Source organism: Acidovorax sp. GW821-FHT09B03 (assembly GCF_059418305.1).
In genome coordinates, this window is record NZ_JBWKPP010000017.1 from 147,978 (window position 1) to 170,545 (window position 22,568).

21 protein-coding genes are annotated in these 22,568 nt (G+C 68.7%); 13 read left to right on the forward strand and 8 right to left on the reverse strand.

The features are described from left to right. Positions 1-66: 66 nt before the first annotated feature. Positions 67-951, reverse strand: coding sequence for an SDR family oxidoreductase (locus tag AC07PA_RS25300; RefSeq protein ID WP_494609045.1), 885 nt, complete (start codon positions 949-951; stop codon positions 67-69). Between the two features lie 122 nt (positions 952-1,073). Here AC07PA_RS25300 and AC07PA_RS25305 point away from each other — a divergent pair, with 122 nt between their 5' ends. The 7 genes from AC07PA_RS25305 (at position 1,074) to AC07PA_RS25335 (ending at position 8,558) form a co-directional block, all read left to right on the forward strand. Beyond that, positions 1,074-1,964, forward strand: coding sequence for a helix-turn-helix transcriptional regulator (locus AC07PA_RS25305; RefSeq protein ID WP_494609044.1), 891 nt, complete (start codon positions 1,074-1,076; stop codon positions 1,962-1,964). Between the two features lie 36 nt (positions 1,965-2,000). Then, positions 2,001-2,312, forward strand: coding sequence for a cupin domain-containing protein (locus tag AC07PA_RS25310; protein WP_494609043.1), 312 nt, complete (start codon positions 2,001-2,003; stop codon positions 2,310-2,312). A gap of 331 nt (positions 2,313-2,643) precedes the next feature. Further along, positions 2,644-3,312, forward strand: a complete 669-nt coding sequence (locus AC07PA_RS25315) for a GntR family transcriptional regulator (protein ID WP_494609042.1) — start codon at positions 2,644-2,646, stop codon at positions 3,310-3,312. A 2-nt stretch (positions 3,313-3,314) separates the two neighbouring features. Beyond that, positions 3,315-4,811 (forward strand): malonyl-CoA decarboxylase, encoded by a 1,497-nt coding sequence (locus AC07PA_RS25320; protein WP_035206340.1) that lies wholly within the window; start codon positions 3,315-3,317, stop codon positions 4,809-4,811. A gap of 337 nt (positions 4,812-5,148) precedes the next feature. After that, positions 5,149-6,144: a Bug family tripartite tricarboxylate transporter substrate binding protein gene (locus AC07PA_RS25325; protein ID WP_494609041.1), complete on the forward strand. Its 996-nt coding sequence runs from the start codon at positions 5,149-5,151 to the stop codon at positions 6,142-6,144. 8 nt (positions 6,145-6,152) lie between these two features. After that, on the forward strand, positions 6,153-6,953 hold the full coding sequence (locus AC07PA_RS25330) for an enoyl-CoA hydratase/isomerase family protein (protein ID WP_494609040.1): 801 nt from the start codon (positions 6,153-6,155) through the stop codon (positions 6,951-6,953). Between the two features lie 39 nt (positions 6,954-6,992). Beyond that, positions 6,993-8,558, forward strand: coding sequence for a malonate--CoA ligase (locus AC07PA_RS25335; protein WP_494609039.1), 1,566 nt, complete (start codon positions 6,993-6,995; stop codon positions 8,556-8,558). 135 nt (positions 8,559-8,693) lie between these two features. Here AC07PA_RS25335 and AC07PA_RS25340 read toward each other — a convergent pair whose 3' ends face one another. The 5 genes from AC07PA_RS25340 to AC07PA_RS25360 all read right to left on the reverse strand — a co-directional run bounded on the left by AC07PA_RS25340 (position 8,694) and on the right by AC07PA_RS25360 (position 13,322). Continuing rightward, positions 8,694-9,059, reverse strand: coding sequence for a DUF1801 domain-containing protein (locus AC07PA_RS25340; RefSeq protein ID WP_007861104.1), 366 nt, complete (start codon positions 9,057-9,059; stop codon positions 8,694-8,696). Positions 9,060-9,168: 109 nt separating this feature from the next. Next, entirely contained in the window at positions 9,169-9,990 is an 822-nt protein-coding gene (locus AC07PA_RS25345) for a hypothetical protein (protein WP_494609038.1), read from the reverse strand. A 2-nt stretch (positions 9,991-9,992) separates the two neighbouring features. Next, positions 9,993-10,376, reverse strand: a complete 384-nt coding sequence (locus AC07PA_RS25350; protein ID WP_007861108.1) for a hypothetical protein — start codon at positions 10,374-10,376, stop codon at positions 9,993-9,995. 206 nt (positions 10,377-10,582) lie between these two features. After that, positions 10,583-12,520: a sensor histidine kinase gene (locus AC07PA_RS25355; RefSeq protein ID WP_494655395.1), complete on the reverse strand. Its 1,938-nt coding sequence runs from the start codon at positions 12,518-12,520 to the stop codon at positions 10,583-10,585. A gap of 55 nt (positions 12,521-12,575) precedes the next feature. Beyond that, positions 12,576-13,322, reverse strand: coding sequence for a response regulator (locus AC07PA_RS25360; RefSeq protein ID WP_494609036.1), 747 nt, complete (start codon positions 13,320-13,322; stop codon positions 12,576-12,578). Positions 13,323-13,543: 221 nt separating this feature from the next. Between AC07PA_RS25360 and AC07PA_RS25365 the strand changes: the two genes are divergently transcribed. Both AC07PA_RS25365 and AC07PA_RS25370 read left to right on the forward strand, forming a co-directional pair. Then, entirely contained in the window at positions 13,544-16,465 is a 2,922-nt protein-coding gene (locus AC07PA_RS25365) for a choice-of-anchor Q domain-containing protein (RefSeq protein ID WP_494609151.1), read from the forward strand. A gap of 150 nt (positions 16,466-16,615) precedes the next feature. Next, positions 16,616-16,840, forward strand: a complete 225-nt coding sequence (locus AC07PA_RS25370) for a hypothetical protein (RefSeq protein WP_145696169.1) — start codon at positions 16,616-16,618, stop codon at positions 16,838-16,840. Here the strand turns inward: AC07PA_RS25370 and AC07PA_RS25375 are convergent. Next, positions 16,791-17,690 carry an AraC family transcriptional regulator gene (locus AC07PA_RS25375; protein ID WP_494609035.1) on the reverse strand — a complete coding sequence of 300 codons (900 nt, stop codon included), beginning with the start codon at positions 17,688-17,690 and terminating at the stop codon, positions 16,791-16,793. The genes AC07PA_RS25370 and AC07PA_RS25375 overlap by 50 nt on opposite strands. Positions 17,691-17,817: 127 nt before the next feature. Between AC07PA_RS25375 and AC07PA_RS25380 the strand changes: the two genes are divergently transcribed. The 3 genes from AC07PA_RS25380 to AC07PA_RS25390 all read left to right on the forward strand — a co-directional run bounded on the left by AC07PA_RS25380 (position 17,818) and on the right by AC07PA_RS25390 (position 19,955). Next, positions 17,818-18,579 (forward strand): SDR family oxidoreductase, encoded by a 762-nt coding sequence (locus AC07PA_RS25380; protein WP_494609034.1) that lies wholly within the window; start codon positions 17,818-17,820, stop codon positions 18,577-18,579. Positions 18,580-18,703: 124 nt separating this feature from the next. After that, positions 18,704-19,096 (forward strand): hypothetical protein, encoded by a 393-nt coding sequence (locus AC07PA_RS25385; RefSeq protein WP_494609033.1) that lies wholly within the window; start codon positions 18,704-18,706, stop codon positions 19,094-19,096. Positions 19,097-19,250: 154 nt separating this feature from the next. Continuing rightward, on the forward strand, positions 19,251-19,955 hold the full coding sequence (locus AC07PA_RS25390; RefSeq protein WP_145696173.1) for an SDR family oxidoreductase: 705 nt from the start codon (positions 19,251-19,253) through the stop codon (positions 19,953-19,955). Positions 19,956-19,967: 12 nt separating this feature from the next. Here AC07PA_RS25390 and AC07PA_RS25395 read toward each other — a convergent pair whose 3' ends face one another. Then, positions 19,968-21,446, reverse strand: a complete 1,479-nt coding sequence (locus tag AC07PA_RS25395) for an MFS transporter (protein WP_494609032.1) — start codon at positions 21,444-21,446, stop codon at positions 19,968-19,970. Between the two features lie 67 nt (positions 21,447-21,513). Here AC07PA_RS25395 and AC07PA_RS25400 point away from each other — a divergent pair, with 67 nt between their 5' ends. Further along, positions 21,514-22,455: a LysR family transcriptional regulator gene (locus tag AC07PA_RS25400; RefSeq protein ID WP_494609030.1), complete on the forward strand. Its 942-nt coding sequence runs from the start codon at positions 21,514-21,516 to the stop codon at positions 22,453-22,455. The last annotated feature ends 113 nt before the right edge of the window (positions 22,456-22,568 follow it).

Sequence of the window (22,568 nt, forward strand, 5' to 3'; positions counted from 1 at the left end):
GGACTCCTCCTGTGCGGCCCATTGTAGGGAGGCTTGTCGCCTTGCGCTGGACGCCTGCCCCGGCGCTCAGAACTGGGCCCGGTCCAGGTCCTCGATCAGCGTGGTTTCCACTGGTCGCCAGCCCAGGCGTTGCTGCGTGAGCGCGCTGGAGGCCGGGCTGTCCATGCCGGCAAAGCGGGCCAGCCACCCGAAATGCTGCTGTGCGCCGCTGGCCGGCACCGAGACCACGGGCAGGTTCAATCCGCGGCCGATGGATTCGGCAATCGCCTTGAGCGCCACGCCTTCCTCTCCCACCGCGTGGTAGCGTGCGCCGGCCTGGCCCTGTTCCAGCACCAGCCGGTACAGGCAGGCGGCGTCGAGCACATGCACGGCGGGCCAGCGGTTGGCGCCTTCGTCCACATAGGCCACCGTACCCTTTTCGCGTGCCAGCGCGATCAGGTAGGTGATGAGCCCCTGCTTGAACGGGTCGTGTACCTGCGGCAGGCGCACCACGCAGGCATGCACGCCCTGCTGCGCCAGGGCCGCGGCGGCCTCTTCCGAGGCACTGCGCGGCACGCCCGCGCTGCTGGGAACGGGCGCATGCTCTTCGGTGCCCACGCCGCCCGTGCCCAGCAGCGTCATGCCCGTGGTCACGAGCAGGGGGCGGTCGCTGCCCTGGAGCTCTGCGCCCAGTGTGGCGATGACCTGCCGGTCGGCCTCGCAGTTGGCGGCATAGGTGGAAAAGTCGTGGTTGAACGCCGTGTGGATCACGCCGTCGGCATGGGCGACGCCGCGGCGCAGGCTGGGGAGGTCGTCGAGGGAGCCGCGGTGCACTTCGGCGCCCACGGCGGCCAGGCGCTCGGCGCCCTCGTCCGAGCGGGCCAGGCCCAGCACGCTGTGGCCCGCATCGATCAGCTCGTTGACGACGGCCGTTCCCACAAAACCGGTCGCGCCGGTCACGAATACTCGCATGGTGATGTCCTTGCTGGTCAAGTGAAGAAGAGAGGAAAGGACGGCAGTGTCACCAGGCGGCTTATCCGGGTAAAGTAGTGTTCTTATACGGGTATAGGCGATAACAGGAAGGACCCCTCTCGATGCCGGACACCAAGGACAACGCGCTGGGCGACTACCTGCGCGACCGCCGCACGCGCATGGACCCCGCGGCGCTGGGCTTTCCGCTGGCACGCCGGCGCACGCCGGGCCTGCGCCGCGAAGAAGTGGCCCAGCGCGCCCATGTCAGCGCCACCTGGTACACCTGGCTGGAGCAGGGCCGGGGCGGGGCGCCCTCGGCCGACGTGCTGGCGCGCATCGCGCGCGCGCTGATGCTCACCGAGGCCGAGCGCGAGTACCTCTTTCTGCTCGCCCTGGGCCGCCCGCCCGAGGTGCGCTTTCAGGACGCCGAGGGCGTGACGCCGCGCCTGCAGCGCGTGCTCGATTCGCTCGAAACCAGCCCGGCCTATGTGAAGACCTCCACCTGGGACGTGGTCGCCTGGAACCATGCCTCCACCCGCGTGCTGACCGACTACGGCGCCCTGCCGGCCGGGCAGCGCAATATCCTGCGCGTGGTCTTCGGCAGCACGGTGCTGCGCCGCAAGATGCCCAACTGGGAGCGCGATTCGCGCTTCGTCGTTGGCGCCTTCCGTGCCGACGTGGCGCGCGCCGGCGCCGCTGCCCGCGTGCAACCCATGGTGGACGAGCTGTGCGCGCTCGACCCGGAGTTCCGCGCCCTGTGGCGCGGCAACGATGTGCAGAGCAGCTACGGCGAGCACCCCAAGCACGTGATCCACCCGGTGGCCGGCCCCATCGACCTCGAGTACTCGGCCTTCGCGGTCGATGGCCGGCCCGACCTGGGCATGGTGGTCTACACCCCGGCCACGCCGCGCGACCTGGCGCGCGTGAAGGCGCTGATCGCGGCGGAGGAGGGCACCAGGGCGGTTGCCGCCCTGCCGGCCGCGAAGCGGCCCCGCCAGTCCGCGCCGGCCTAGTGTCCTGCCCCGCTACCCCATCAGGAGACGAGCCAGATGACCACCCCGCCCGCCAACCCACCTGGTCACGCCAGTTTCGAGCAGTTCCAGGCCCAGTCGCTGGCCAACGGTTTCGATGAGGTGCTGGTGCGCGAATGGGCGCCCAACGAGGTCGTGCCCGAGCACCGCCATGACTTCGGCGTGAGCGCGATCGTCGTGCAGGGCGAGATGTGGCTCACGTGCGCAGGGCAGGAGCGCCACCTCGTGCCCGGCGATACCTTTGCGCTGTACCGCAACGAGCCGCATGCGGAGCGCTATGGGGCGCAGGGCGCGACGTATTGGGTGGCGCGGCGCAACGCTGCTGATTGAGCGCGGCGCGACGGACTGCAGCGCATGGCTGCGCTGTGGCGTTGTTCAATGCTGTCGGCCACGCCGATTTCAGGTGGTCGGCACCTTGCAAATGGGCGCAGCCACCGGCTCATCCAGGCCTTGTCTTGTTGCTCCCCCGCCGCATTCCCCTGATTTTTGGGCTGTCTTACGAAAAATCACGCTTTCCCTCTTGTCATTTTGCATAATTATGAGAAATTACGTCTATGCGAAAGCAAAGCCAGCGTTTGTCGTCATTTGAGGACACGTTGGCGGCAAAAGCCGGTCCCTAATGCAAAGGGCCGGCAGCTGATCGCCCGGAGTTCGCCTGAACATGCGCCTGGTATCCAATTCCCTGCACGACGAAGTCGCCTCGCGACTGCGGGAGGAGATCTTTGCCGGTGCGCTGGCGCCGGGCAGCTTCCTGGACGAGGTAGCGCTGTGCGAGCGGCTGGAGATTTCGCGCACGCCGCTGCGCGAGGCGCTCAAGGTGCTGGTGGCCGAGGGGCTGTTGCGCCACGAGCCGCGGCGCGGCTGCTTCGTGGCCGAGGTCACGGCCAAGGACCTGGACGAGATCTTCCCCGTGATCGCGCTGCTCGAAGGGCGTGCCGCCCACGAGGCCACGCGCCGCGCCAGCGCCGCCGACGTGGCCGCGCTGGAGGTGCTGCACCAGCGCCTGCAGGCGCACGCGGCGGCCGGGCGCATCCCCGAATACTACGCCGCCAACCACGCCATCCACGAGGCCTTCATCACCCTGGCCGACAACCGCTGGCTGGCCCAGGTGATCGGCGACCTGCGCAAGATCCTGCGTTTGGCGCGGCTGCAGCAACTGCATGCGCCAGGCCGCCTGCAGCAGAGCCTGGCCGAGCACCTGGCGGTGTTTGCCGCCCTGAAGGCCCAGGACTGCGATGCCGCCGAGGAGGCCATGCGCACCCATCTGCTGCGCCAGCGCGAGGCCCTGCGCGACGTAGCCCGCACCCAGCAATCGAGGTTGACACGATGAACATGAACACCGCCCCTGAATGGATCGCCCGCAGTGTCTCGCGCCTGCGCTCCGCTGCCCCTGCCAGCGACAACAAGGCCCCCGGCGACAAGCCCGCGCGAGCGGCGGCTGCTGACAAGGCCAACGTGACCGACGTGGTGGCCAAGGTGGCCGCGCCGCGCTCCACCAACGAGCGGCTGGCGGCCACGCTGCGCCGCGGGCAGGAGGCCTTGTCGCCGCGCGCGCTGCGCCGCCTGCTGGCCGACCTGCAGGAGGTGGTGGCCCCGCAGGTGAGCGAGCTCGAAGGCGGGCGCCGCGCCCAGGGCGTGGCCCAGTGGTATGCCGAGGCTTCTGCGGAAGAGCGGCGCGACATGTGGCTGCTGTTGTGCGAGCAGTTCGCGCCCGACGCCACGCGCTTCAAGTCGGCCCGCCAGCGCTACGAGGCCGCGGCCGGCACGGCCGAGGAGGGCCAGGCCGAGATCAGCCTGCGCCGCGCCCTGGTGTCGCCGCGCACGCGGCTGCTGCAGCGCTTTGCGGTGTTCCCCGAGGGCATGCGCTTCCTGGTGGACATGCGCGCCGAATTGCTGCCCCTGCTCAAGGCCGACAAGCGCCTGCTGGCGCTCGATGCCGAGCTGGAGCACCTGTTCTCGACCTGGTTCGACGTGGCCTTCCTGGAGCTGCGCCGCCTGTCGTGGGACTCGCCGGCCTCGCTGATCGAAAAGCTCATCAAGTACGAGGCGGTGCACGACATCCGCAGCTGGGCCGACGTGAAGAACCGGCTGGACAGCGACCGCCGCTGCTACGGCTTCTTCCACCCGCGCCTGCCCAACGAGCCGCTGATCTTTGTGGAGGTGGCGCTGGTGGACCACATCTCCAGCAGCATCACGCCGCTGCTCGACGAGGCCGCCGCACCAGCCGACCTGGCCCGGGCCACCACGGCCATCTTCTACTCCATCAGCAACACCCAAACGGGGCTGCGCGGGGTGAGCTTCGGCGATTCGCTGATCAAGCACGTGGTGGAGACCCTGACCGAGGAGTTCCCGCGCCTGCGCACCTTTGCCACGCTCTCGCCCATTCCGGGTTTTCGTGGCTGGCTGGCCAAGCATGCCGCGCCCATGCTGGAGCGCCTGGACGAGAAACGCCGCGGCGAGCTCGGCCGTGCCGTGGGCTTCGAGCCGCCACAGGCCGCGCACCTGCTCACCGCACTCGAAAAGCCGCTGGAGCTGGACGCGCGCTCGCCCGTGCGGCAGCTGCTGCTCGAGTGCGCGGCCCATTACCTGGCGCGCGAGCTGGCCGAGGGCAAGCCCGTGGACCCGGTGGCGCGCTTTCACCTGGGCAACGGTGCGCGCGTGGAGCGCCTGAACTGGGGCGGCGACCCCTCCACCAAGGGCCTCAAGCAGTCGTACGGATTGATGGTCAACTACCTGTATGACCTGAAGCGCATCGACAAGCACCGCAGCCTGCTGGCGCAGGGCAAGATCCCCACCTCCGGGGACATCGACAGCCTGTGCAAAAACTGAAATGAAGCACCCCCTGAGTCGCTTCGCGCCTTCACCCCTCTCCCGACTCGCTGCGCGAGTCGGGAGGGGGACGCCCCCGGTGCGGCGGGGCGGCCCTTGCACGGGGGCGCTGGCTTGAGCCGCGCCAGTTTCGCGCGATGGCGGGCGCGCAGTGCTGTGGAGAACGGATATGAAGAACCCGGGCGTGGCGCAGATGCCCGGTCCGCAAGGGCTTGGTTGCCGGCCCGTGTGGATAGGTGTGCATCGGTGACACCCGTGTCGTGAGCCGGCGCTACCATGCGCCTCTTGTGTGTTGGCAATTCCATTTCATTTTTATTTTTATAAGACAGGAGACAAGATGAAAGACAACGACCTGCAGCGCCGCGACGTGCTGCGCGGTGCCGCTGCTGCGGCCGCTGCACTGGCCTGTGGCAGCAGCTGGGCCCAGGCGTCCGCATGGCCGAGCAAGCCGGTGACCCTGGTGGTGCCGTTCCCTGCTGGCGGGGGCACCGATGCCTTCGCCCGGCCCATGTCCGCCCAGTTCTCCAAGACCGTCGGCAAGACCCTGGTCATCGACAACCGGGGCGGTGCCGGCGGCACCGTGGGCGCCAGCTTCGCGGCCAAGGGCGCACCCGACGGCTACACCCTGTTCATGGGCGCCGTGCACCACGCCATCGCTCCGTCGATGTACCCCAAGCTCGACTACGACATCGAGAAGGACTTCATCCCCCTGGCCCTGCTGGCCAACGTGCCCCAGGTGCTGGTGGTCAACCCCAAGGCCGTGCCGGTGGCCAACTACCAGCAGTTCATCGAGCACGTCAAGCGCAACCCCGCCAAGCTCAACTACGGCTCGGCCGGCGCCGGCACCTCGCACCACCTGGCCGGTGAGCTGTTCAAGCAGCAGACCAAGACCTTTATCACCCACATCCCGTACCGCGGCGCGGGCCCGGCCTTGCAGGACCTGATCGCGGGCAATGTGGACATGATGTTCGACGGCCTGGGTTCATCGGCAGCGCACATCAAGGGCGGCCGCATCAAGGCGCTGATGGTCTCGGGCAGCAAGCGCAACCCGGCCTTCCCCGACGTGCCCTGCGCCGCCGAGGTGGGCCTGCCCGACTACACCGTGACCACCTGGTACGGGCTGTGGGCGCCCAAGGGCACGCCGGCCGACATCCAGGCGCGCATCGTGGAAGAGGTCAAGCGCATCGGCACGGCCGATGAGATCAAGACCATCTGGGCCAGCAACGGCGCCGAGTACGGCACCCTGACGCAGCAGCAGTTCGGCGCCATGGTCAGCAGCGAAGTCAAGCGCTGGGCCACGGTGGTCAAGGCCTCGGGCGCCAAGCTCGATTGATGCGCAGCATGGCAGCCGCAGAAGTCGTTGCAGAGCGCGCTGCCGGGCAGGCAGGGCAGGCCGGCGTGGTGCAGGTCACGCTGCGCCACACCGGCCGGCTCAACGCCATGTCGCGCGCCATGTGGCAGCAGCTGCGTGCGGTGTTCAAGGACATCCAGCGCAGCCACGACGTGCGCTGCGTGCTGATCGAGGGCGATGGCACGGCCTTCTGCGCGGGCGGCGACATCTCGGAGTACCCGGGCTTTCGCTTCGATGCGGCGGCGCTGCGCGAATTCCACGAAGGCGATGTCTGGGGCGGGCTGTCGGCCATGCTCGACTGCGATGTGCCCATCGTCGCCCACATCGCCGGCGCCTGCATGGGCGCGGGCGTGGAGATCGCCAGCTGCTGCGACGTGCGCGTGGCCCAAGCGGGGGCGCGCTTCGGTGCGCCCATTGCGCGCCTGGGCTTCCCCATGGCGCCGCGCGAGGCGCAACTGGTGGCCGGCGCCGTGGGCGAGGTCACTGCACGCCAGATGCTGCTGGAGGCGGCCACCTTCAGTGCCGACGAGATGCTTGCATGCGGTTTTCTGAGCCGCGTGGTGGCCGGTGCCGAAGAAGCGCGTGCCGAGGCCGTGGCCAGTGCGTGCCGCATCGCCGCGCTGGCGCCTGGCGCCGCACGCCTGAACAAGCAGACGATGCGCGCGCTCAAAGGCGTGCCGCCTGCAGACCCCCTGTCGGGCCATGCCCCCGACCCCTATGCCTATGCGGACAGCGCCGAGCACCGCGAAGGCATCACCGCCTTCCTCGAAAAACGTCCCCCCGTGTTTTGAATGAACCACCGTTTTGTTGCACATCCGGATGACCGCACCATGAGTTCCACCACCCCCCAGCAAAATCTGTTCAGCGCCCTGCGCGCTGCCTTCCCCGCCGACCTGGCCAGCACGGCGGTGGAGACCTCCACCGCCGATGGCCGGCCGCTGCTCTACAGCTGGAGCGACCTGGAGCGTGCCAGCGCCCGCATCGCCAACCTGCTCGCCTCGCTCAAGCTGCCCGAGGGCAGCCGCGTGGCCGTTCAGGTCGAAAAATCGGTCGAAGCGCTGCTGCTGTACCTGGCTACCCTGCGCGCGGGCTATGTGTTCCTGCCGCTCAACACGGCCTACCAGAGCGCCGAGATTGAGTACTTCATCGGCAACGCCGAGCCTGCCGTGGTGGTCTGCACGCCTGGCAACTTCGGCTGGGTGAGCAAGATCGCCTTCACCCAGGGCACGCAGCATGTCTTCACGCTGGGCGACGACCGCACCGGCAGCCTGCTCGATCGCGCCGCGCACCATGGCGACGAGCACACGCCCGTGCAGCGCTCGGCCGACGACCTGGCCGCCATCCTCTACACCAGCGGCACCACGGGCCGCAGCAAGGGCGCCATGCTCACGCACGGCAACCTTTTGTCCAACGCCCAGGTGCTCAAGGACTACTGGGGCTGGAAGAGCGGTGATGTCCTGATCCACGCGCTGCCCATCTTCCACGTGCACGGCCTGTTCGTGGCCATCCACGGCGCGCTGATCAACGGCAGCAAGATGATCTGGTTCAGCAAGTTCGACCCGAAGGCCGTGCTCGCCGCCATGCCGCGCGCATCCGTCTTCATGGGCGTTCCCACGCTGTATGTGCGCCTGCTGGCCGAAGCCGGGCTCAACAAGCAGACGGCGAAGAACATGCGCCTGTTCGTCGCGGGCTCTGCGCCGCTGCTGATCGAGACCTTCAACGAATGGCAGCAGCGCACGGGCCACACCATCCTGGAGCGCTACGGCATGAGCGAGACCATCATGCTCACCTCCAACCCCTACGCGGCCGACAAGCGCCACGCCGGCCAGACCGAGCGGCGCGGCGCCACCGTGGGCTTCCCCCTGCCAGGGGTGGGCCTGCGCGTGGTGGACGATGCGAACAAGCCGCTGCCCGTGGGCGAGATCGGCAGCATCCAGGTGCAGGGCCCCAACGTGTTCAAGGGCTACTGGCGCATGCCCGAGAAGACGGCCGAGGAATTCACCCAGGACGGCTGGTTCAAGACCGGCGACGTGGGCAAGGTGGACGAGCGCGACTACGTGAGCATCGTCGGCCGCAGCAAGGACCTGATCATCAGCGGCGGCTACAACGTCTACCCCGCTGAGATCGAGGGCTACATCAACGACATGCCCGGCGTGGCCGAAAGCGCCCTGGTCGGCGTGCCCCACCCGGACTTCGGCGAAGTGGGCGTGGCCGTGGTGATCGCCAAGCCGGGCGCCAAGCTCGACGGCGAGGCCATCGTGGCGCAGCTCAAGTCGCAGCTGGCCAACTTCAAGATCCCCAAGCGCTGCTTCGTTGCCGACGAACTGCCGCGCAACACCATGGGCAAGGTGCAGAAGAACCTGCTGCGGGACCAGCACAAGGGTCTGTTTGCCTGAACGAGGCAGGGCGGTTCAAACCGTTCCCGCTGGTGGCGGAGAAAGGGCCTGTGGGCCCTTTTTTCATGCCCCGGGCTCATCGACCTGCAGGTCGAAGAACCTGCGCACGCGCGGCTCCAGCAGCCAGCGCGCGGGTCACGCCGTGGCTGCCGCCTTGAACGCCGGCTTCAGGTATTGCGCCACGTGCTTCGCGGTCAGGTCCTGCACCGCGATCAGCTTGATGTGGCGGCGCCCTTTGCCTGCGCCCTCCAGCACCCCATGCGGGTCGGGAAGGGCAGCGCCTTCGCTGAACTCCAGCGACACGTGCTTCGTGTACGAGAAGATGCCGCAGAACGGCTTGGTGGCGGAGAACAGGAGACCACCGTACTTCACCTCTTCGGTCACGGAAGCATCCAGGCCCAGCACGGCTTCGCGCAGGGCCTGGACCAGGGTGAAGCGGTCCGCATCGTGCGCGCGGGTGTCTTCGAGCAGTTGGGTAACGCGGTCGGCAGCAGAGGGCATGGTGTTCTCCAGGGAGGAAGATGGTTGCGTGGCGTGGCGTGGCGTGGCGTGGCGTGGAGCGCCCTCTGCCGCAAGTGCACATGCTGCCATGGCTTGCGGTCCGCTTTTGTCAGCAGGCTGTCCTGGCCCACCCGGTCAGGGTCTGCTGCAGGAACAAGGCCAGGACCGACAGTGCCGCCAGCGCGGCGCCTTCCAGGTTCAGGCGTAGCACGAAGCCCGGCTTGTGCATGCGGGTGGACACCGTGTGCAGCAAGCGGCCCCAGCCGATGAAGGGCACGATGAACAGCCCCAGGTAGGCCTTGGCCTTCCAGCCCTGCAGTTGGTAGCCCAGGTGGGCCAGCTTGTCGCAATGGCTGACGGCACCCGTTCCCGCCCATTCCTTGTAGAAGACCATCAGCAGCATGGCGAGCATGAAGGCCGCGGGCACGGTGATCATCATCCAGAACAGCACCCATCGGCCATCGTGCGGGTTCCACGATTTTTCATCGTCGTCGGCAGCCCCGTCGTCGCCCCGAGGGGGGTGGGCCTTCTTGCCTCGATTACCTATGACCTCGTCGGCCGCATCGGCGGCGGTATCCAGCCAGCGCGGCCAGTCGCGCACGCGGGGGCTCTGGCCCACGGCGGCCACATACACGCATTCATCGTCCACGCACACCTGGCGGTGGGCCGTGATGCGGCTCGCGGGCAGGAACCAGTCTCCCGATTTCTCGGGCAGCCGGACCACGAAGACGGTGGTGGTGTCCGTGCTGGATGCGCCATCGCTGAAAAGGCCCTCGGAGCGGTGCTCCAGCTCGATGGCCATCCATTTGTAGCCGCGGTGGCTGCTCTTGACGATCCACAGCGGCTTGGGATCGTCCAGCCTGACGCGCTCCCACACCGGGTTGGAAAACGAGTCGAGTAGGCCGGGTGGCGGAGGCTCCTTGACCGCCATGGCTAGAGCTTCTCCAGGTCGGCGTCGTCCTGTTCCTCGCGCTGGAAATGGATGAACGCGGTGATGCCGATGCCGGCGGTGAACGCCGTATTCCACAGCGTGGGCACGCCAAACACCGCCAGCCCCAGCGCGATCAGGCCCAGCGTGATGGCCGCGCGCACTGCACCCGGAGTGCGCTTGAACACGGCGACGAGGATGGAGCTTGCGATGACCACCGCGATGGGCCAGGCCAGGATGCTGAACAGCATGAGGAGAAACACCTCCTGGCCCGTGGACTTGCTCGCGATGCGGCTCCAGCCCCAGTGGACCCACTGCGCGCCCACGACATAGGCGAGGGTGGCCCACAGGCAGGGCAGGGGGGCGGGGTGGTCGTCTGTGGAGAGCATGCAGATCAGTGGTCGTGGATGGAGGGATGGCCTTGCACAGGGCTTTATATGCCTCGCCGGGGCCGGTGAAGAGAGCTTCGGTGACTTTTTGTGCAGTTCCGTCGTTTTCCTGCGCACGGCCTGCTGGCGGGTACCGGCAGTAGCGTGGGTTGATACTGCCCGGATGGCAGGCACTTCGGCGCCCGTTGCCCCAAGGCCGGTGCCTGTCAGCGCACCGGCGCCTGCAGCGGCAGGCCCAGCTCGAACGTATTGCCCTGGCCGGGTACCCCCGTTGCGGCTTGCCAGCGGCACTCCCCGCCAATGGCCATTGCCCGGCTGCGCACATTCGCCAGGCCCTTGCCCGCAGTGCGCTCGGGCGACGATGCGTGGGCCTGCAGCGGCCCGGCATAGGGCTGGCCATCGTCGCGCACCCATACCATCACGTGGCCGGCCTGCGTGCCCGTGGCGATCTCGATGGTACGGGCCCCGCTGTGCTTGACGATGTTGGTCAGCACCTCCTGCAGTATGCGCAGGATGTGCAGCGCGCTCTGCGGATCCAGCCAGGGCAGGGGGGGCACGTCCTCCACGCGCCAGTGCAGCGTGAGGCCCGCGGCCTGCAGGCGCGGCCCCAGGCGAAAGCGCAGGGCGGCCAGGAGGCCCAGCAGGTCGGTGTCGGCATGCTCCAGCGAGTCGATGGAGAGCTTGAGGTCCTCGATGCATTCGGTGAGTACGCGCGCCATGTCGGCTTCGGTCAGCTGGCTGCCCTGTGCCATGCGCAGCGCGCTGATCAGCGAGGAGCCGATGCCGTCGTGCATCTCCTGCATCAGGCGGCGGCGCTCGGCGTCCAGCGTCTGCTGGCGTTCCAGCGCGCTCAGCTGCCGGTAGCTGGCGGCCAGCTCGGCCTCGCGCGCGACAAGGCGCCGCTCCAGTTCGGCATTGGCCTCCTCCACCGCACGGATGGCGCCCACGTACTTGCGGTAGCCGATGGCCAGGAAGGTGGCCAGCGCGCCGATGGACGTGTAGGGGGCCAGGTAGACGTGGCCCATGTCCAGCACATAGTTCTGCAGCAGCAGATCGTGTACGCCGGTGGGGATGAACAGCAGCATCCACACGGCCAGCAGCCGGCCTTCCAGTGTGCCCGCGCTCCAGGCCACGCGGCTGCCAGAGACCACGGCGACGGCCAGCATGAGGAGTGCTACGGCAGTGGCCAGGGGGAGCATGGCGTCGACCTGCAGCAACCACGGCATGGGCAGGGTGGCGACCGAGGTGACCGACTGCAGCACGAGCATGCCGCGCTCCAGCCGGGGCCGGCGCTGGCCATGGATGCGCAGGATGAACAGGTAGATGAAGACCATGGACCAGCCCAGCGCATTCAGCGTGAGCCAGCCGAACCAGGCCTCGGGCAACAGCAGCGGCTGGTCGCCCAGTGTGAAATGCACGGTGCGCAGGCCATGCGCCAGCGAGGCGGCAAAGAACAGCAGGTAGGGAGTGTCGTGCCGGCGCACGCACCAGACGGCCAGCGCCATCAGCCCAAGGGCCAGGTACACCGCGGAGACAATGGCCAGCAAGTCCACCTGCATCCAGGTGCGCAGCCGGTAGGAGGGGAGCAGTTCGGGGACAGGGCCCATCCAGGCCGCAGACAGGGCCCCGCCGACCCCGGGCTGGCTCGCCATGCGCAGCAGCACCTCGCGTGGTCCGGGCGTGCCGGGCGCCATGGCCGGCAACTGCACCCACAGGGGCCGGTTGAAGCTGTTCCAGACCCGGCTGCCGCCGTGGATGCCGGTGCCATGGACCCGGTGGCCATCCACATACACTGCGATGTTGCCGATGGTCTGCCAGCGTGGCAGGTACAGGGCCAGTGCGGCCCCGCTCCACCCCTGCAGTGCATCCGGCAGGGGCAGCCGGTACCACACCACCTGAGGCTGGGCCGTGAGGGATTCATCGGGTTCTGCGACCGAGCGGGGCCGTGCATGCGGCAGGGCGACGGACTCCCCGGCGGTAGCCTCCAGCTCGCCACGCGGCACCGTTGCCGGTGCATCCCAGCCGACCCCAGGCTGGTGCAGCAAGACCGCCTCGCCAATGCGGCGGTCCGGCTGGGTGCCCTGGGCCTGCGCGGGAGCCGCGGCGAGCAGCAGCCACAAGGTCAGCCAGAGCACCAGTGCCACAGCCAACATCCAGGGCCGCAGGCCTTCCTTCGATGGCCGCTGCCCGCGGCTGCCACTATTGCAGCAAGATGCCATGCCGCTGCGCCTCGAGGATGGCCTCTGCCCGTGTGTTCACTTCCAGCTTGGCGTAGATGCGCCGCACGAAGGTCAGCACCGTGCTGGGCGATACACCCAGTGCATGGGCGGTCTCCTCGGCCGTGAAGCCCTTGCTCACGCGCAGCAGCACCTCGTGCTCGCGTGGCGACAGGGTGACGGCGGGCCGGGGTGCCGGCGCGGCCTGCTGTTCATATGCCGCAAGGGCCGGTCGATCCGTCGTCCCGGGCTCCCGCGGCGCCTGCCGCAGGGCGGTGCGTGCCAGGATCTTGCGTGCCACCATCGGGCTGATGGGGCTGCCACCGGCATGCACGCTGCGGATCTCGTCCACCAGGCCGGGCGCGCTGGCGTCCTTGAGCAGGTAGCCCATGGCGCCGGCCTCGATGGAAGGCAGCACATGCATCTCGTCGCCGAAGATGGTGCTCACCAGCACGCTGCATTCAGGCCATTGCCGGCGCGCGGCGGTGATCACGTCCAAGCCCGAACCGTCGGGCAGGCCCAGGTCCACCAGCAGCACGTCCAGGGGCGCGCGCGGTAGCAGCGCAAGCGCCTGCTGGTGGCTTGCGGCCTGCAGTACCAGCTGCATGTCGGCCTGGCCTGTGATCGCGCTTTCCAGGATGGCCCGGGTTGTGGCGTCGTCCTCCACCAGACCCACGCGGATGGTGGCGGTGCGCAGGGGCAAGGGGGCGGCGTCAGGGGCAGCAGGCATGGCTGCAATTATGGCCAGTGGGGCGGTGCTGTCTGTCCTCAGTTCTGGGGACAGACAGGTGCGCGCAAAAAAAATAGCATCCCGGCCACATCGCATTTGCCATGCCTCGTATCGCACCGCAGAGGCTGCCGCTTGCACAAATTGTTCAGAAGACGAGAACTGCCATGACACACTCTTTGCCTTGCCGTCGGGAGCCTCGCCCACGCCGCTCACTGTTGCTGGTGCTACCCCTGCTGTGGTCGATGGGCGCGGTGCATGCGGCAGGCGAGTGCCGGGTGACGCCAGACGGCACAGGCAACGGCAGCAGTTGGGCCCAGGCAGCGTCGCTGGAGGGCGCGCTGGCCGATGCGGCCTGCTCGGAAATCTGGGTGAGGCAGGGTACCTACAAGCCCACGACGGGCACCGACCGCACAGTGAGCTTTGCAATCGACCGGCCGCTCAAACTCTATGGCGGCTTTGCCGGCACCGAGGCAACACTGGCCCAGCGCAGCAGCGATGCCAGTCTGACGGTGCTGTCGGGTGACATCGGCGTGGCGGGCGATGCAACGGACAACAGCTTTCATGTGGTGGTGATCGGCGGCCTGGGTGCGAATGGCAATGGCGTCTATACCGGCAGCAATACTGCCGTGGATGGGTTGACCATCGTCGCAGGGTATGCCAAAGACGATGCCAGTCCGTTCACCGAGTATGGTGGTGGCGGCTTGTTCTGCAATGGCTGGGGATCGGGAATGCAATGCGGGCCCAGCATCGCGAATGTCGTCTTTCGCAACAACACCGCAAGTGCCCGGGGAGGCGCCATCTATCTGACGGGCGCTGGAAGCATGGGCATTTCGAAAACGGTGTTCGACGGGAACGCTTCGCGCAACGGAGGCGCAATCCGCGTTGCAGGCAACGCAAGCAACGCAACGACCATCGATCAGAGCGTGTTCAGGGGCAACACAGCATCCTCGGACGGAGGTGCGCTGTACCTTTCGGATGACGGCTTCACCATCACCCGCTCTTCGTTCACCGGCAATGCCGCCGTCAAGGGCAGTGCTGTCCTGGCGGCCAATTCCAACCCGGTTGCCGGGCTCATCGGGCAATCCACCTTCAGCGGCAACTCTGCGTCCGACCGTGCGGTGGTGTACATGAACGGGACCGGACCAGTCGCGTTTTCCCAATCCACCTTCAGCGGCAATACCTCCACCTGGCAGGGGGCCGCGATCTATGCTTTTGCAGGCAGCCACACGGTGGCGTCCTCGGTCTTCGGCAAGGGCGGAGCCTCGTCCCAGCCACAGGTCTCCGTTCGATCCGGCGCCGGGCTGACCGTGGCCCGCAGCCTCGTGGAGGGTGGTTGCCCAAGCCCTGTGATCTGCACGGACCTGGTCAACGCGGATCCCCTGCTGCAGCCCCTGGCCGACAACGGTGGCGCCACGCACACCATGCTGCCGGGCGCGGGCAGTCCGGCCATCGACGTGACGGGCTCTTGCACTGCACAGGCCATCGACCAGCGTGGCCTGGCGCGCAATGTGCATGGCGCTTGCGATATCGGCGCGGTCGAGCTGCAGCCGCCTGGCGCGCCTGCGGCTGTCGCGGCCACGGCTGGCACGCAGCGAGCCAGCGTGTCCTGGACTGCTCCCGCCAGCGACAGCGCCATCACCGGCTATACGGTGGCCGCCGTCGAGGATGGCACCAGGACCTGCTCCGTGGGCACCGGCAGCCCGGTTGCCACTTCCTGCACGGTGACAGGCCTGGCCAGCGGCCGGGCCTACACCTTCACCGTGGTGGCCTCGAGTGCCCAGGGTGCGGGCGCTGCCTCGGCGGCCAGCGCCGCTGTCACGCCCACGGCCGCGGCGGTCGATCCGCTGCCTTCGGCCCCCAGCCTGCCCGTGACCAGCCCAGGCACCACGACCATCACCGACCCCGCGCTGCCGGTGGTGGTGGGGCCGGGCGCTGGCGGCGCAGCCATCGTCGTTCCGGGCACCGGAACCACGCCCGTCACGCTGCAGGTCACGATCAACGGCCAGGCGCTGCAGGTGCAGGCCAGCCCCGGCACGCAACTGCGCGTGGCCCAGGTCAACGGCCAGAGTGTGCTGGTGCTGGTGGTGCTGGAGGGGTGGGCGTCCATGACCGCCAGCGCCGAAGGCCAGCCCATGGCGCTGGCGGGGGATGTGTTGCTCAGCGCAAGCCGTGCCGGTACGGCCATCGAGGCCCAGCCGCTCACCGTGGCGGTGCTCACGGGGGCCCTGGTGCCGCCCGAGGGCAGTCTGCCGCAGGTGGGGCGCATGGGACTGCAGGCGGGTGAGAGGCTGCAGGTCAACGAGCAAGGGGCCGTGGTCTCCATCACGCTGGGCTCGCTGAAAGGCGATGCCTCGCAGCCCGGCGATCCGATGGCGTTTGCCAACCTGCCGACCTCTATCGAGGTGGACAAACAGGGTTTCGCCCGGCTGAGCGGCCCGCTGGCGCGCCTGTCGGGCGTGAACCTGGCCCAGGGGCTGGAAATCGCCACCTCGGGCGTGGTGCTGGTGCGCGACGGGGGCCAGGTGTTCCAGCTGCTGCCTGCCATGCCCATCACCATCGATGCGACGCAGCCCGATGGCCTGGCCTTCACTCCCCTGGGCCTGCTGCGCTGGGTGCGCGGCGGGGTGGTGGTGCAGTTTGCGCCGGCGGTGGCAGATCTTGCCGGCTTGGCAGGTGCCGTCACGGCGCTGCTGCCCGATGCGCAGATCAGGCTGGGTGCCGAGGGCGCCATCCAGCTGCGCACAGGGGGTCGCACCTACGTGCTCAAGCCTGGCTGGACCGGTTCGGGATCGGCGACTGGCAGTCCTCAGATCGGTGTGGACGAACAAGGCCACATCTTCTTCCAGGTGGGAGCCGGCCCAAGGCAACTGCTGTTGCCGGCGCTGCTCAATGCCACCCAGGCCCAGGCGATTTTCCGGGCGGCCATGCCAGGCTCCGGGCTGACGGTGCAAGCCGCATCCAGGGACGGGGCCTTCACCGTGGCCCAGGGTGGGCAGACTTGGCGGCTGGTGCCGCAGTGGGTGCTGCCCGAGGGCAGTGCGGCGCAAGTGCCCGCACCGGCTGCGAACTGGTGGCTGGGCGCAGACGGGCTGTTGTACCTGAAGCTGGGCAGCCAGGCGCAGGGCGTGCGCCTTGCCCATTGAATGGCAAGGCTTTGCGCCGCAATCGGCGGCTTCTTGAGTAAAACCTGCAGCGCCTGCACGCCTTCTGGCACGGGTCGGTTCCGGGTGTCCTTGTCACAAGTTCTAGGGACATACAGAACCGCCAGCGCCCGATAGCATTCGTGGACTGCCATGAACACATTCCAGATCCTGCGGCGCCTGCTGCCCCGACTGCAACGACACCTCCTGGCGCTTTCGGGCGACGCGAGGCGTTTTTTGCTGCTCCTGTTGCTGTGGGCGCTGGCCATGGCGGCCTCCCTGGTGGCCGGGCCCGTGACCGCCTTGCAGGAGGGTGCGCTGCGCAGCCTCAGCCCGCCCGCGCATACCGCCCCGGCGCCAGCCCCACGTGGCGGCTGAAGGCGGTGCTGAAGGTGCTGGCCGAGCCGTAGCCCACGCGCTCGGCCACCTCGGCAATCGCCAGGTCCTGGCGGCGCAGCAGGTTCTTGGCCAGGGCCATGCGCCAGGCGAGCAGGTATTCCATGGGCGGCATGCCCACGGCGCGCGCAAAGCGCTCGTAGAAGGCCGAGCGCGACAGGGCCGCCGTCTGCGCCAGCTGGGCCATGGTCCAGGGGCGGGACGGGCTGGCATGCATGTGGCGCATGGCCTGGCCAATGCGCGCATCGGCCAGGCCGCGCAGCAGGCCCGGGGGCGCGTCATCGCCCGATGAGGTCGAGCGCAGGGACTCGATCAACAGCAGCTCCACCAGGCGTGAAAGCACCAGCTCGCGGCCCGGGCGCTCCGCGCCCGACTCCCGGTTCACCAGCTGTACCAGCACCTCGAGGTGCTCGACCCCACGCACATGCATCAGCGCCGGCAGCAGCGAGACCAGCAGCGCCGCGTCGGGCGAGCTGAACACGAAGTAGCCACCCAGCAGGCGCACGTCGGGCGGGCCGTCGGGATCGCCGTGGCGCACTTCGCTGGTGGGGGCGGGCGCCGTCTTCGGGTCGACGTAGCGGGGCGCCGCCGGCTCGGTGCCCGACATGGTGAAGCCCGGCGTGGCCGGCAGCAGCACGAAGTCGCCTGCGTCGAGGGTGATGGCGTCCTGCCCGTCCACCGCCAGGCGGCAACCGCCTTCCAGCACCACGCAAAAGCTCGGGTGCCCGAAATCCGCATAGCGCACGGCCCAGCGGCCGGCGCCGCTGATGCCCTTGGAGAGCACGGCACGGGGCTGCAAGAGGGCGATGACTTCGGCAAGGGGATCGTTCATGACCGGACGATTGCTAATGAAAACAGGACTTTTCATTGTGGATTGTCCGGCTATTGATCCCTATCGTTGAGGCCTTGTCAACCCACCCCTCTCCTCTTCTTCTTTTTTCTTCTTCAAGGACATCACCATGACCCCAACCGTGCTCATCACCGGCTGCTCCTCGGGCTACGGCCTCGAAACCGCGCGCCATTTCCATGCCCAGGGCTGGAGCGTGATCGCCACCATGCGCAGCCCGCGCGCCGGCCTGCTGCCCGCTGGCGAGCGCATGCGCGTGCTGCCCCTGGACGTGACCCGCGCCGACAGCATTGCCGCGCTGCTGGCCGAGGCCGGGCCCGTCGACGTGCTGGTGAACAACGCCGGTATCGGCCTGTTCGGCGCGGTCGAGGCCACGCCCATGGCCACGACCCGCGAGGTGTTCGAGACCAACACCTTCGGCGTGATGGCCATGGCGCAGGCCGTGCTGCCGCAGATGCGTGCGCGCCGCGCGGGCACCATCGTCAACGTGACCTCCAGCGCCACCCTGGCGCCCATGCCCCTGGTGGCGGCCTACACCGCGAGCAAGACGGCCATCGAGGGCTTCACGGCGTCGCTGGCCTTCGAACTCGAAGCCTTCGACGTGCGCGTGAAGCTGGTGCAGCCGGGCTATGCGCCGTCCACCCGCTTCACCAGCAATGGCAGCGAGCGCATGCAGGGCCTGATCCCCGAGGCCTATGCGCCCTATGCGCAGAGTGTGTTCGCATCGTTCGCACAGATCGGTGCCGTGACCACCGAGGCCGATGTGGCCGAGGCCGTGTGGCGCGCCGCGACGGACGAGGGGGCGCAGTTGCGCTTTCCTGCAGGGGCCGACGCCGTGGCGCTGGCCCGCGCGCAGGCCCGGCAAGAGCGGTAGGCGATCCGCACGCAGCCCTCTGTGGCGTGGTTCCCTGGCCGTTTGTGGCACCATGCGCCGCGGGCCGGTAGGAGAGGATGGCGAGGCCGCCCGCGACCACAGACACAACGGGGGGGTGAAGAAGATGGCAAAAATCAAACCAGCGCTGCTGGCCGCAATGTGCGCTGCGTCGGGTGCGGCGCACGCGTCGGACATGGGGGCCTTGGCCTACATGCTGGGCTTTCAGCTCATCTACCTGGCATGGCCGCTGCTGTTGCCGGCCTTCTTCATCCGCGGCTACCCGCCGGGTGCCTGGTCTTATGCCATTCTGGTGGGGCTGGTCTATGCCGTCATCGGTTTTGTGCGCCTGCCGTTTTCCATCGTGGGCATGGTGGCGCCCTGGCTGGAGGTTCCCTTCCTGGGCATGGTGCTGATCTTTGGCGAGCAACTGGTGGCGCTGGTGCTGTCGGTGCTTGCCGTCCGCAAGTACGGCAAGGCGCTGGTCGGGGCCCTGTTGGCGCCCCGGGGAGTGGGCTGACACCTCGGCGGTTGCTGCTGTTTTTTGTGCTGCTCACCAGCCCCGGGCTTGTCGTCAGGGTGTAGCCAATCTACAGGCAAATGCCTGGGCCGCTACACCCTCGGGCGGACTCTGGATGCTATTCTTTGAGCCAGCATTTTCAGGAGCATTCCGTATGGCAGTAGAAAAAGTAGCCCTCGTCACCGCTGGTGGCAGCGGCATGGGCGCCGCTGCAGCGCGCAAGCTGGCGGCAGATGGTTACCGCGTGGGCATTCTGTCCTCGTCGGGCAAGGGCGAGGCGCTGGCGGCCGAACTGGGCGGCCTGGGCGTGACCGGCTCGAACCAGTCGGTGGAGGACCTGGGTCGATTGGTGGACCAGGCCGTGGCCCGCTGGGGCCGTGTGGACGTGCTGGTCAACAGCGCCGGCCATGGCCCGCGCGCGCCGGTGCTGGAGCTGACGGACGAGCAATGGCACACGGGCATGGACGTCTACCTGCTCAACGTGATCCGCCCGACGCGCCTGGTCGTGCCCCACATGCAAAAGCAGGGCGGGGGCAGCATCATCAACATCTCCACCGCCTGGGCCTTCGAGCCGAGCGCGATGTTCCCGACCTCGGCGGTGTTCCGCGCCGGGCTGGCCGCCTTTACCAAGCTGTTCACCGATAGCTACGCCAAGGACAACATCCGCATGAACAACGTGCTGCCCGGCTGGATCGACAGCCTGCCCGCCACGGAGGAGCGCCGCGAGACCGTGCCCCTGGGCCGCTATGGCAAGAGCGCGGAAATCGCCGCCACCATCGCCTTTCTGGCGTCGGAAGGCGGGGCGTACATCACGGGCCAGAACCTGCGCGTGGATGGCGGGCTGACGCGCTCGCTCTGATCGATCCCCGGCTCAGGCCGCTACGGCGCCACCTGCGGCGACCGCGCTCACCGCCGGTTGCTGCGCCTGTTGCTCCATGGGCGCATCCGGCAGCCAGCGGCACGCCAGCACGCCGAGCACGGCAACGGCGGCGGCCGCAGCCCACACGGCCTGCAGCGCATGGGGGCCGGCTTCGGCGATGGCCGCGGGGTGGGCGGCCACCAGCGTGTGCATCACCTCGGCGAACAGCGTGGTCAGCAAGGCCACGCCCACGGCGCCGCCCAGGCTGCGCAGCATGACCGGTACGGCGGTGGCGATGCCCATGAGCGGCAGGGGCGATGCACGCTGCGACACCATGGTGATGATGGGGAACAGCACGCCGATGCCCGCGCCCAGCGGCAGCAGGCACAGCGACAACACCAGCGGCTGGGCCGGGGCCCACTGCATGCCTGCGGCCAGCAGTGCAAAGCCCAGCACCACCAGCGCGCTGGCCAGCATGCCCATGCGGCGTGCCGGAATGCGGGCACGCAGCAGGCGACCGCTGGCAATGGCCGCGCCCGTGACCCCGGCCATCAGCGGCAGCAGGTGCCAGGCGGCCGCGGTGGGCGCCAGGTGCAGGGCCGTCTGCAGGTAGGCCGGCATGAAGACCACGGCGGCATACAGCGCCACCCCCGTCACCAGGCCGATGGCGGAGGCTGCTGCGTACACGGGCCGGCCGAACAGCGACAGCGGCACCAGCGGGTGCGCGGCGCGGCGCTGGCGCAGCAGGAAGGCGGCGGTGCAGACCGCGCACGCAGTGCCCAGCACGGCGGCTGACAGCCAGTCGGGCAGCTGCAGGCGCTGGTGCTGGGTCATGAGCAGGGCGCTGCACAGCGCGCCGGTGAGCAGCAGGGCCCCCAGGTGGTCGATGGGCGTGCGCGGCCCCGTCGGCTGGCGGCGCAGCGTGGCCGCGAGGATGCCGAAAGCCACCAGGGCCAGCGGCACGTTCAGGCCAAAGGCCCAGCGCCAGGACAGGTGCTCGGTGAGCCAGCCGCCCGTGAGCGGCCCGAACATGGTGGCCACGCCGTACACCGCACCCAGCAGCGACTGGTAGCGCCCGCGCTCTGCCTGCGGAAACATGGCGGCCACGGTCAGCATGGTCAGCGTCATCAGCCCGCCGCCGCCCGCACCCTGCAGGGCGCGCGCCAGCACCAGCTGCAGCATGCTCTGGCTGAGCGCGCAGGCCAGCGAGCCGCCCAGGAACAGCCCGATGGACACCAGCAGCATGGGCTTTTGGCCATGCACGTCGGCCAGGCGGCCGTACAGCGCGATCACCACGGTGGCCGCCAGCAGGTAGGCCGAGAAGGTCCAGGCCGGCGGCAGCGTGCCCGGCATGTCGCGCGCGATGGAGGGCAGGGCGGTGGAGAGGATGGTCTGGTCCAGCGCGGCCAGCACCAGCATGAGCATCAGGGCTGCCATCGTCAGCGCGATGCCGCGGCGGGTGGGGGAGGTGGTCGAAGTCGTGGTCGTCATGGCCAGCAGTGTCCTGGCTGGTGGTAGTTGTGTACAGTGCAATGATCTGAACATACAGTTGCACCGTATGAAAACCTATGACCTCAATCTGCTGGTCGCGCTCGACGCCCTGCTGGCTACCGGCAGCGTGACGGCGGCGGCAGAGCGCGTGCACCTCTCCACGCCGGCCATGAGCCATGCGCTGGCCCGCATCCGCGAGGCGTTCGGCGACGCCATCCTGGTGCGTGCGGGCCGCCAGCTGGTGCCCACGCCGCGCGCCCTGGCGCTGGCCGAACCCGTGCGCCAGCTGCTGGCCCAGGCCCGGGCGCTGCAGTCACCGGGTGAGGGGCCGGGCGGCCTGGCCCAGGTGCGCCGGCATTTCGTGGTGCGCGCGCCCGAGGGCATGGCGGTGGTCTACGGCGCTGCGCTGTCGCAGGCACTCGCGCAGGAGATGCCGCTGGCCAGCCTGCAGTTCCTGGCGGAGAGCCACAGCGATCCTGCGGCCCTGCGCGAGGGCCGGGTGGACCTGGATGTGGGCGTGTTCCGCAGCCGCGACCCCGAGGTGGAGTGGCAGGAGCTGTCGCAGCAGCAACTGGTGGGCGCGGCGCGCGCGGGCCATCCCTTGCTCGCCAGGCCGCTGACCCCGGCGCGCCTGGCCGCTGTGCGCCATGTGGGCGTTACGCTGCGGCCCGGGGAGCCGAGTACGCTGGACGATGCGCTGGCTGTGCTGGGGCTCACGCGCCTGGTGGCGCTGCAGGTGCCCAGTGCCTTTGCGGCGCTGATTGCGGCGTCGCGGTCGGACCTGGTGGCTTGTGTGCCTGAGCGGGTGGCGCGGGGCATGTCGCCGTCGCTCAAGCTGGAGGTGTTTGCCTTGCCCTTGCCTTTGCCGAGTGATACCACGCGGATGGCGTGGCATCCGCGGTACAGCGCGGATGCGGCGCATCGGTGGTTGAGGGAGTGTTTGTTGAAGGTGTTGGACGATCCGTTGATCAAGGGGCCGGCGGTGAAGCCGGCGCGTCAGCGGAGGTAGCTTTTTGGCTGTGGTTGCTGCTGTTTCTTTGCGGAGGGCGGGAGCCGGGATGTGCGCCCGGCGGCGCACCCACCTTCTTTTGCGTCGCCAAAAGAAGGTGGGCCAAGAAAAGG

What these genes read in the sequence shown, in the direction of transcription:
- AC07PA_RS25300 (WP_494609045.1), bottom strand. Translation starts at nt 951, where the DNA reads ATGCGAGTATTCGTGACCGGCGCGACCGGTTTTGTGGGAACGGCCGTC.
- AC07PA_RS25305 (WP_494609044.1), top strand. Translation starts at nt 1,074, where the DNA reads ATGCCGGACACCAAGGACAACGCGCTGGGCGACTACCTGCGCGACCGC.
- AC07PA_RS25310 (WP_494609043.1), top strand. Translation starts at nt 2,001, where the DNA reads ATGACCACCCCGCCCGCCAACCCACCTGGTCACGCCAGTTTCGAGCAG.
- AC07PA_RS25315 (WP_494609042.1), top strand. Translation starts at nt 2,644, where the DNA reads ATGCGCCTGGTATCCAATTCCCTGCACGACGAAGTCGCCTCGCGACTG.
- AC07PA_RS25320 (WP_035206340.1), top strand. Translation starts at nt 3,315, where the DNA reads ATGAACACCGCCCCTGAATGGATCGCCCGCAGTGTCTCGCGCCTGCGC.
- AC07PA_RS25325 (WP_494609041.1), top strand. Translation starts at nt 5,149, where the DNA reads ATGAAAGACAACGACCTGCAGCGCCGCGACGTGCTGCGCGGTGCCGCT.
- AC07PA_RS25330 (WP_494609040.1), top strand. Translation starts at nt 6,153, where the DNA reads ATGGCAGCCGCAGAAGTCGTTGCAGAGCGCGCTGCCGGGCAGGCAGGG.
- AC07PA_RS25335 (WP_494609039.1), top strand. Translation starts at nt 6,993, where the DNA reads ATGAGTTCCACCACCCCCCAGCAAAATCTGTTCAGCGCCCTGCGCGCT.
- AC07PA_RS25340 (WP_007861104.1), bottom strand. Translation starts at nt 9,059, where the DNA reads ATGCCCTCTGCTGCCGACCGCGTTACCCAACTGCTCGAAGACACCCGC.
- AC07PA_RS25345 (WP_494609038.1), bottom strand. Translation starts at nt 9,990, where the DNA reads ATGGCGGTCAAGGAGCCTCCGCCACCCGGCCTACTCGACTCGTTTTCC.
- AC07PA_RS25350 (WP_007861108.1), bottom strand. Translation starts at nt 10,376, where the DNA reads ATGCTCTCCACAGACGACCACCCCGCCCCCCTGCCCTGCCTGTGGGCC.
- AC07PA_RS25360 (WP_494609036.1), bottom strand. Translation starts at nt 13,322, where the DNA reads ATGCCTGCTGCCCCTGACGCCGCCCCCTTGCCCCTGCGCACCGCCACC.
- AC07PA_RS25370 (WP_145696169.1), top strand. Translation starts at nt 16,616, where the DNA reads ATGAACACATTCCAGATCCTGCGGCGCCTGCTGCCCCGACTGCAACGA.
- AC07PA_RS25375 (WP_494609035.1), bottom strand. Translation starts at nt 17,690, where the DNA reads ATGAACGATCCCCTTGCCGAAGTCATCGCCCTCTTGCAGCCCCGTGCC.
- AC07PA_RS25380 (WP_494609034.1), top strand. Translation starts at nt 17,818, where the DNA reads ATGACCCCAACCGTGCTCATCACCGGCTGCTCCTCGGGCTACGGCCTC.
- AC07PA_RS25385 (WP_494609033.1), top strand. Translation starts at nt 18,704, where the DNA reads ATGGCAAAAATCAAACCAGCGCTGCTGGCCGCAATGTGCGCTGCGTCG.
- AC07PA_RS25390 (WP_145696173.1), top strand. Translation starts at nt 19,251, where the DNA reads ATGGCAGTAGAAAAAGTAGCCCTCGTCACCGCTGGTGGCAGCGGCATG.
- AC07PA_RS25395 (WP_494609032.1), bottom strand. Translation starts at nt 21,446, where the DNA reads ATGACGACCACGACTTCGACCACCTCCCCCACCCGCCGCGGCATCGCG.
- AC07PA_RS25400 (WP_494609030.1), top strand. Translation starts at nt 21,514, where the DNA reads ATGAAAACCTATGACCTCAATCTGCTGGTCGCGCTCGACGCCCTGCTG.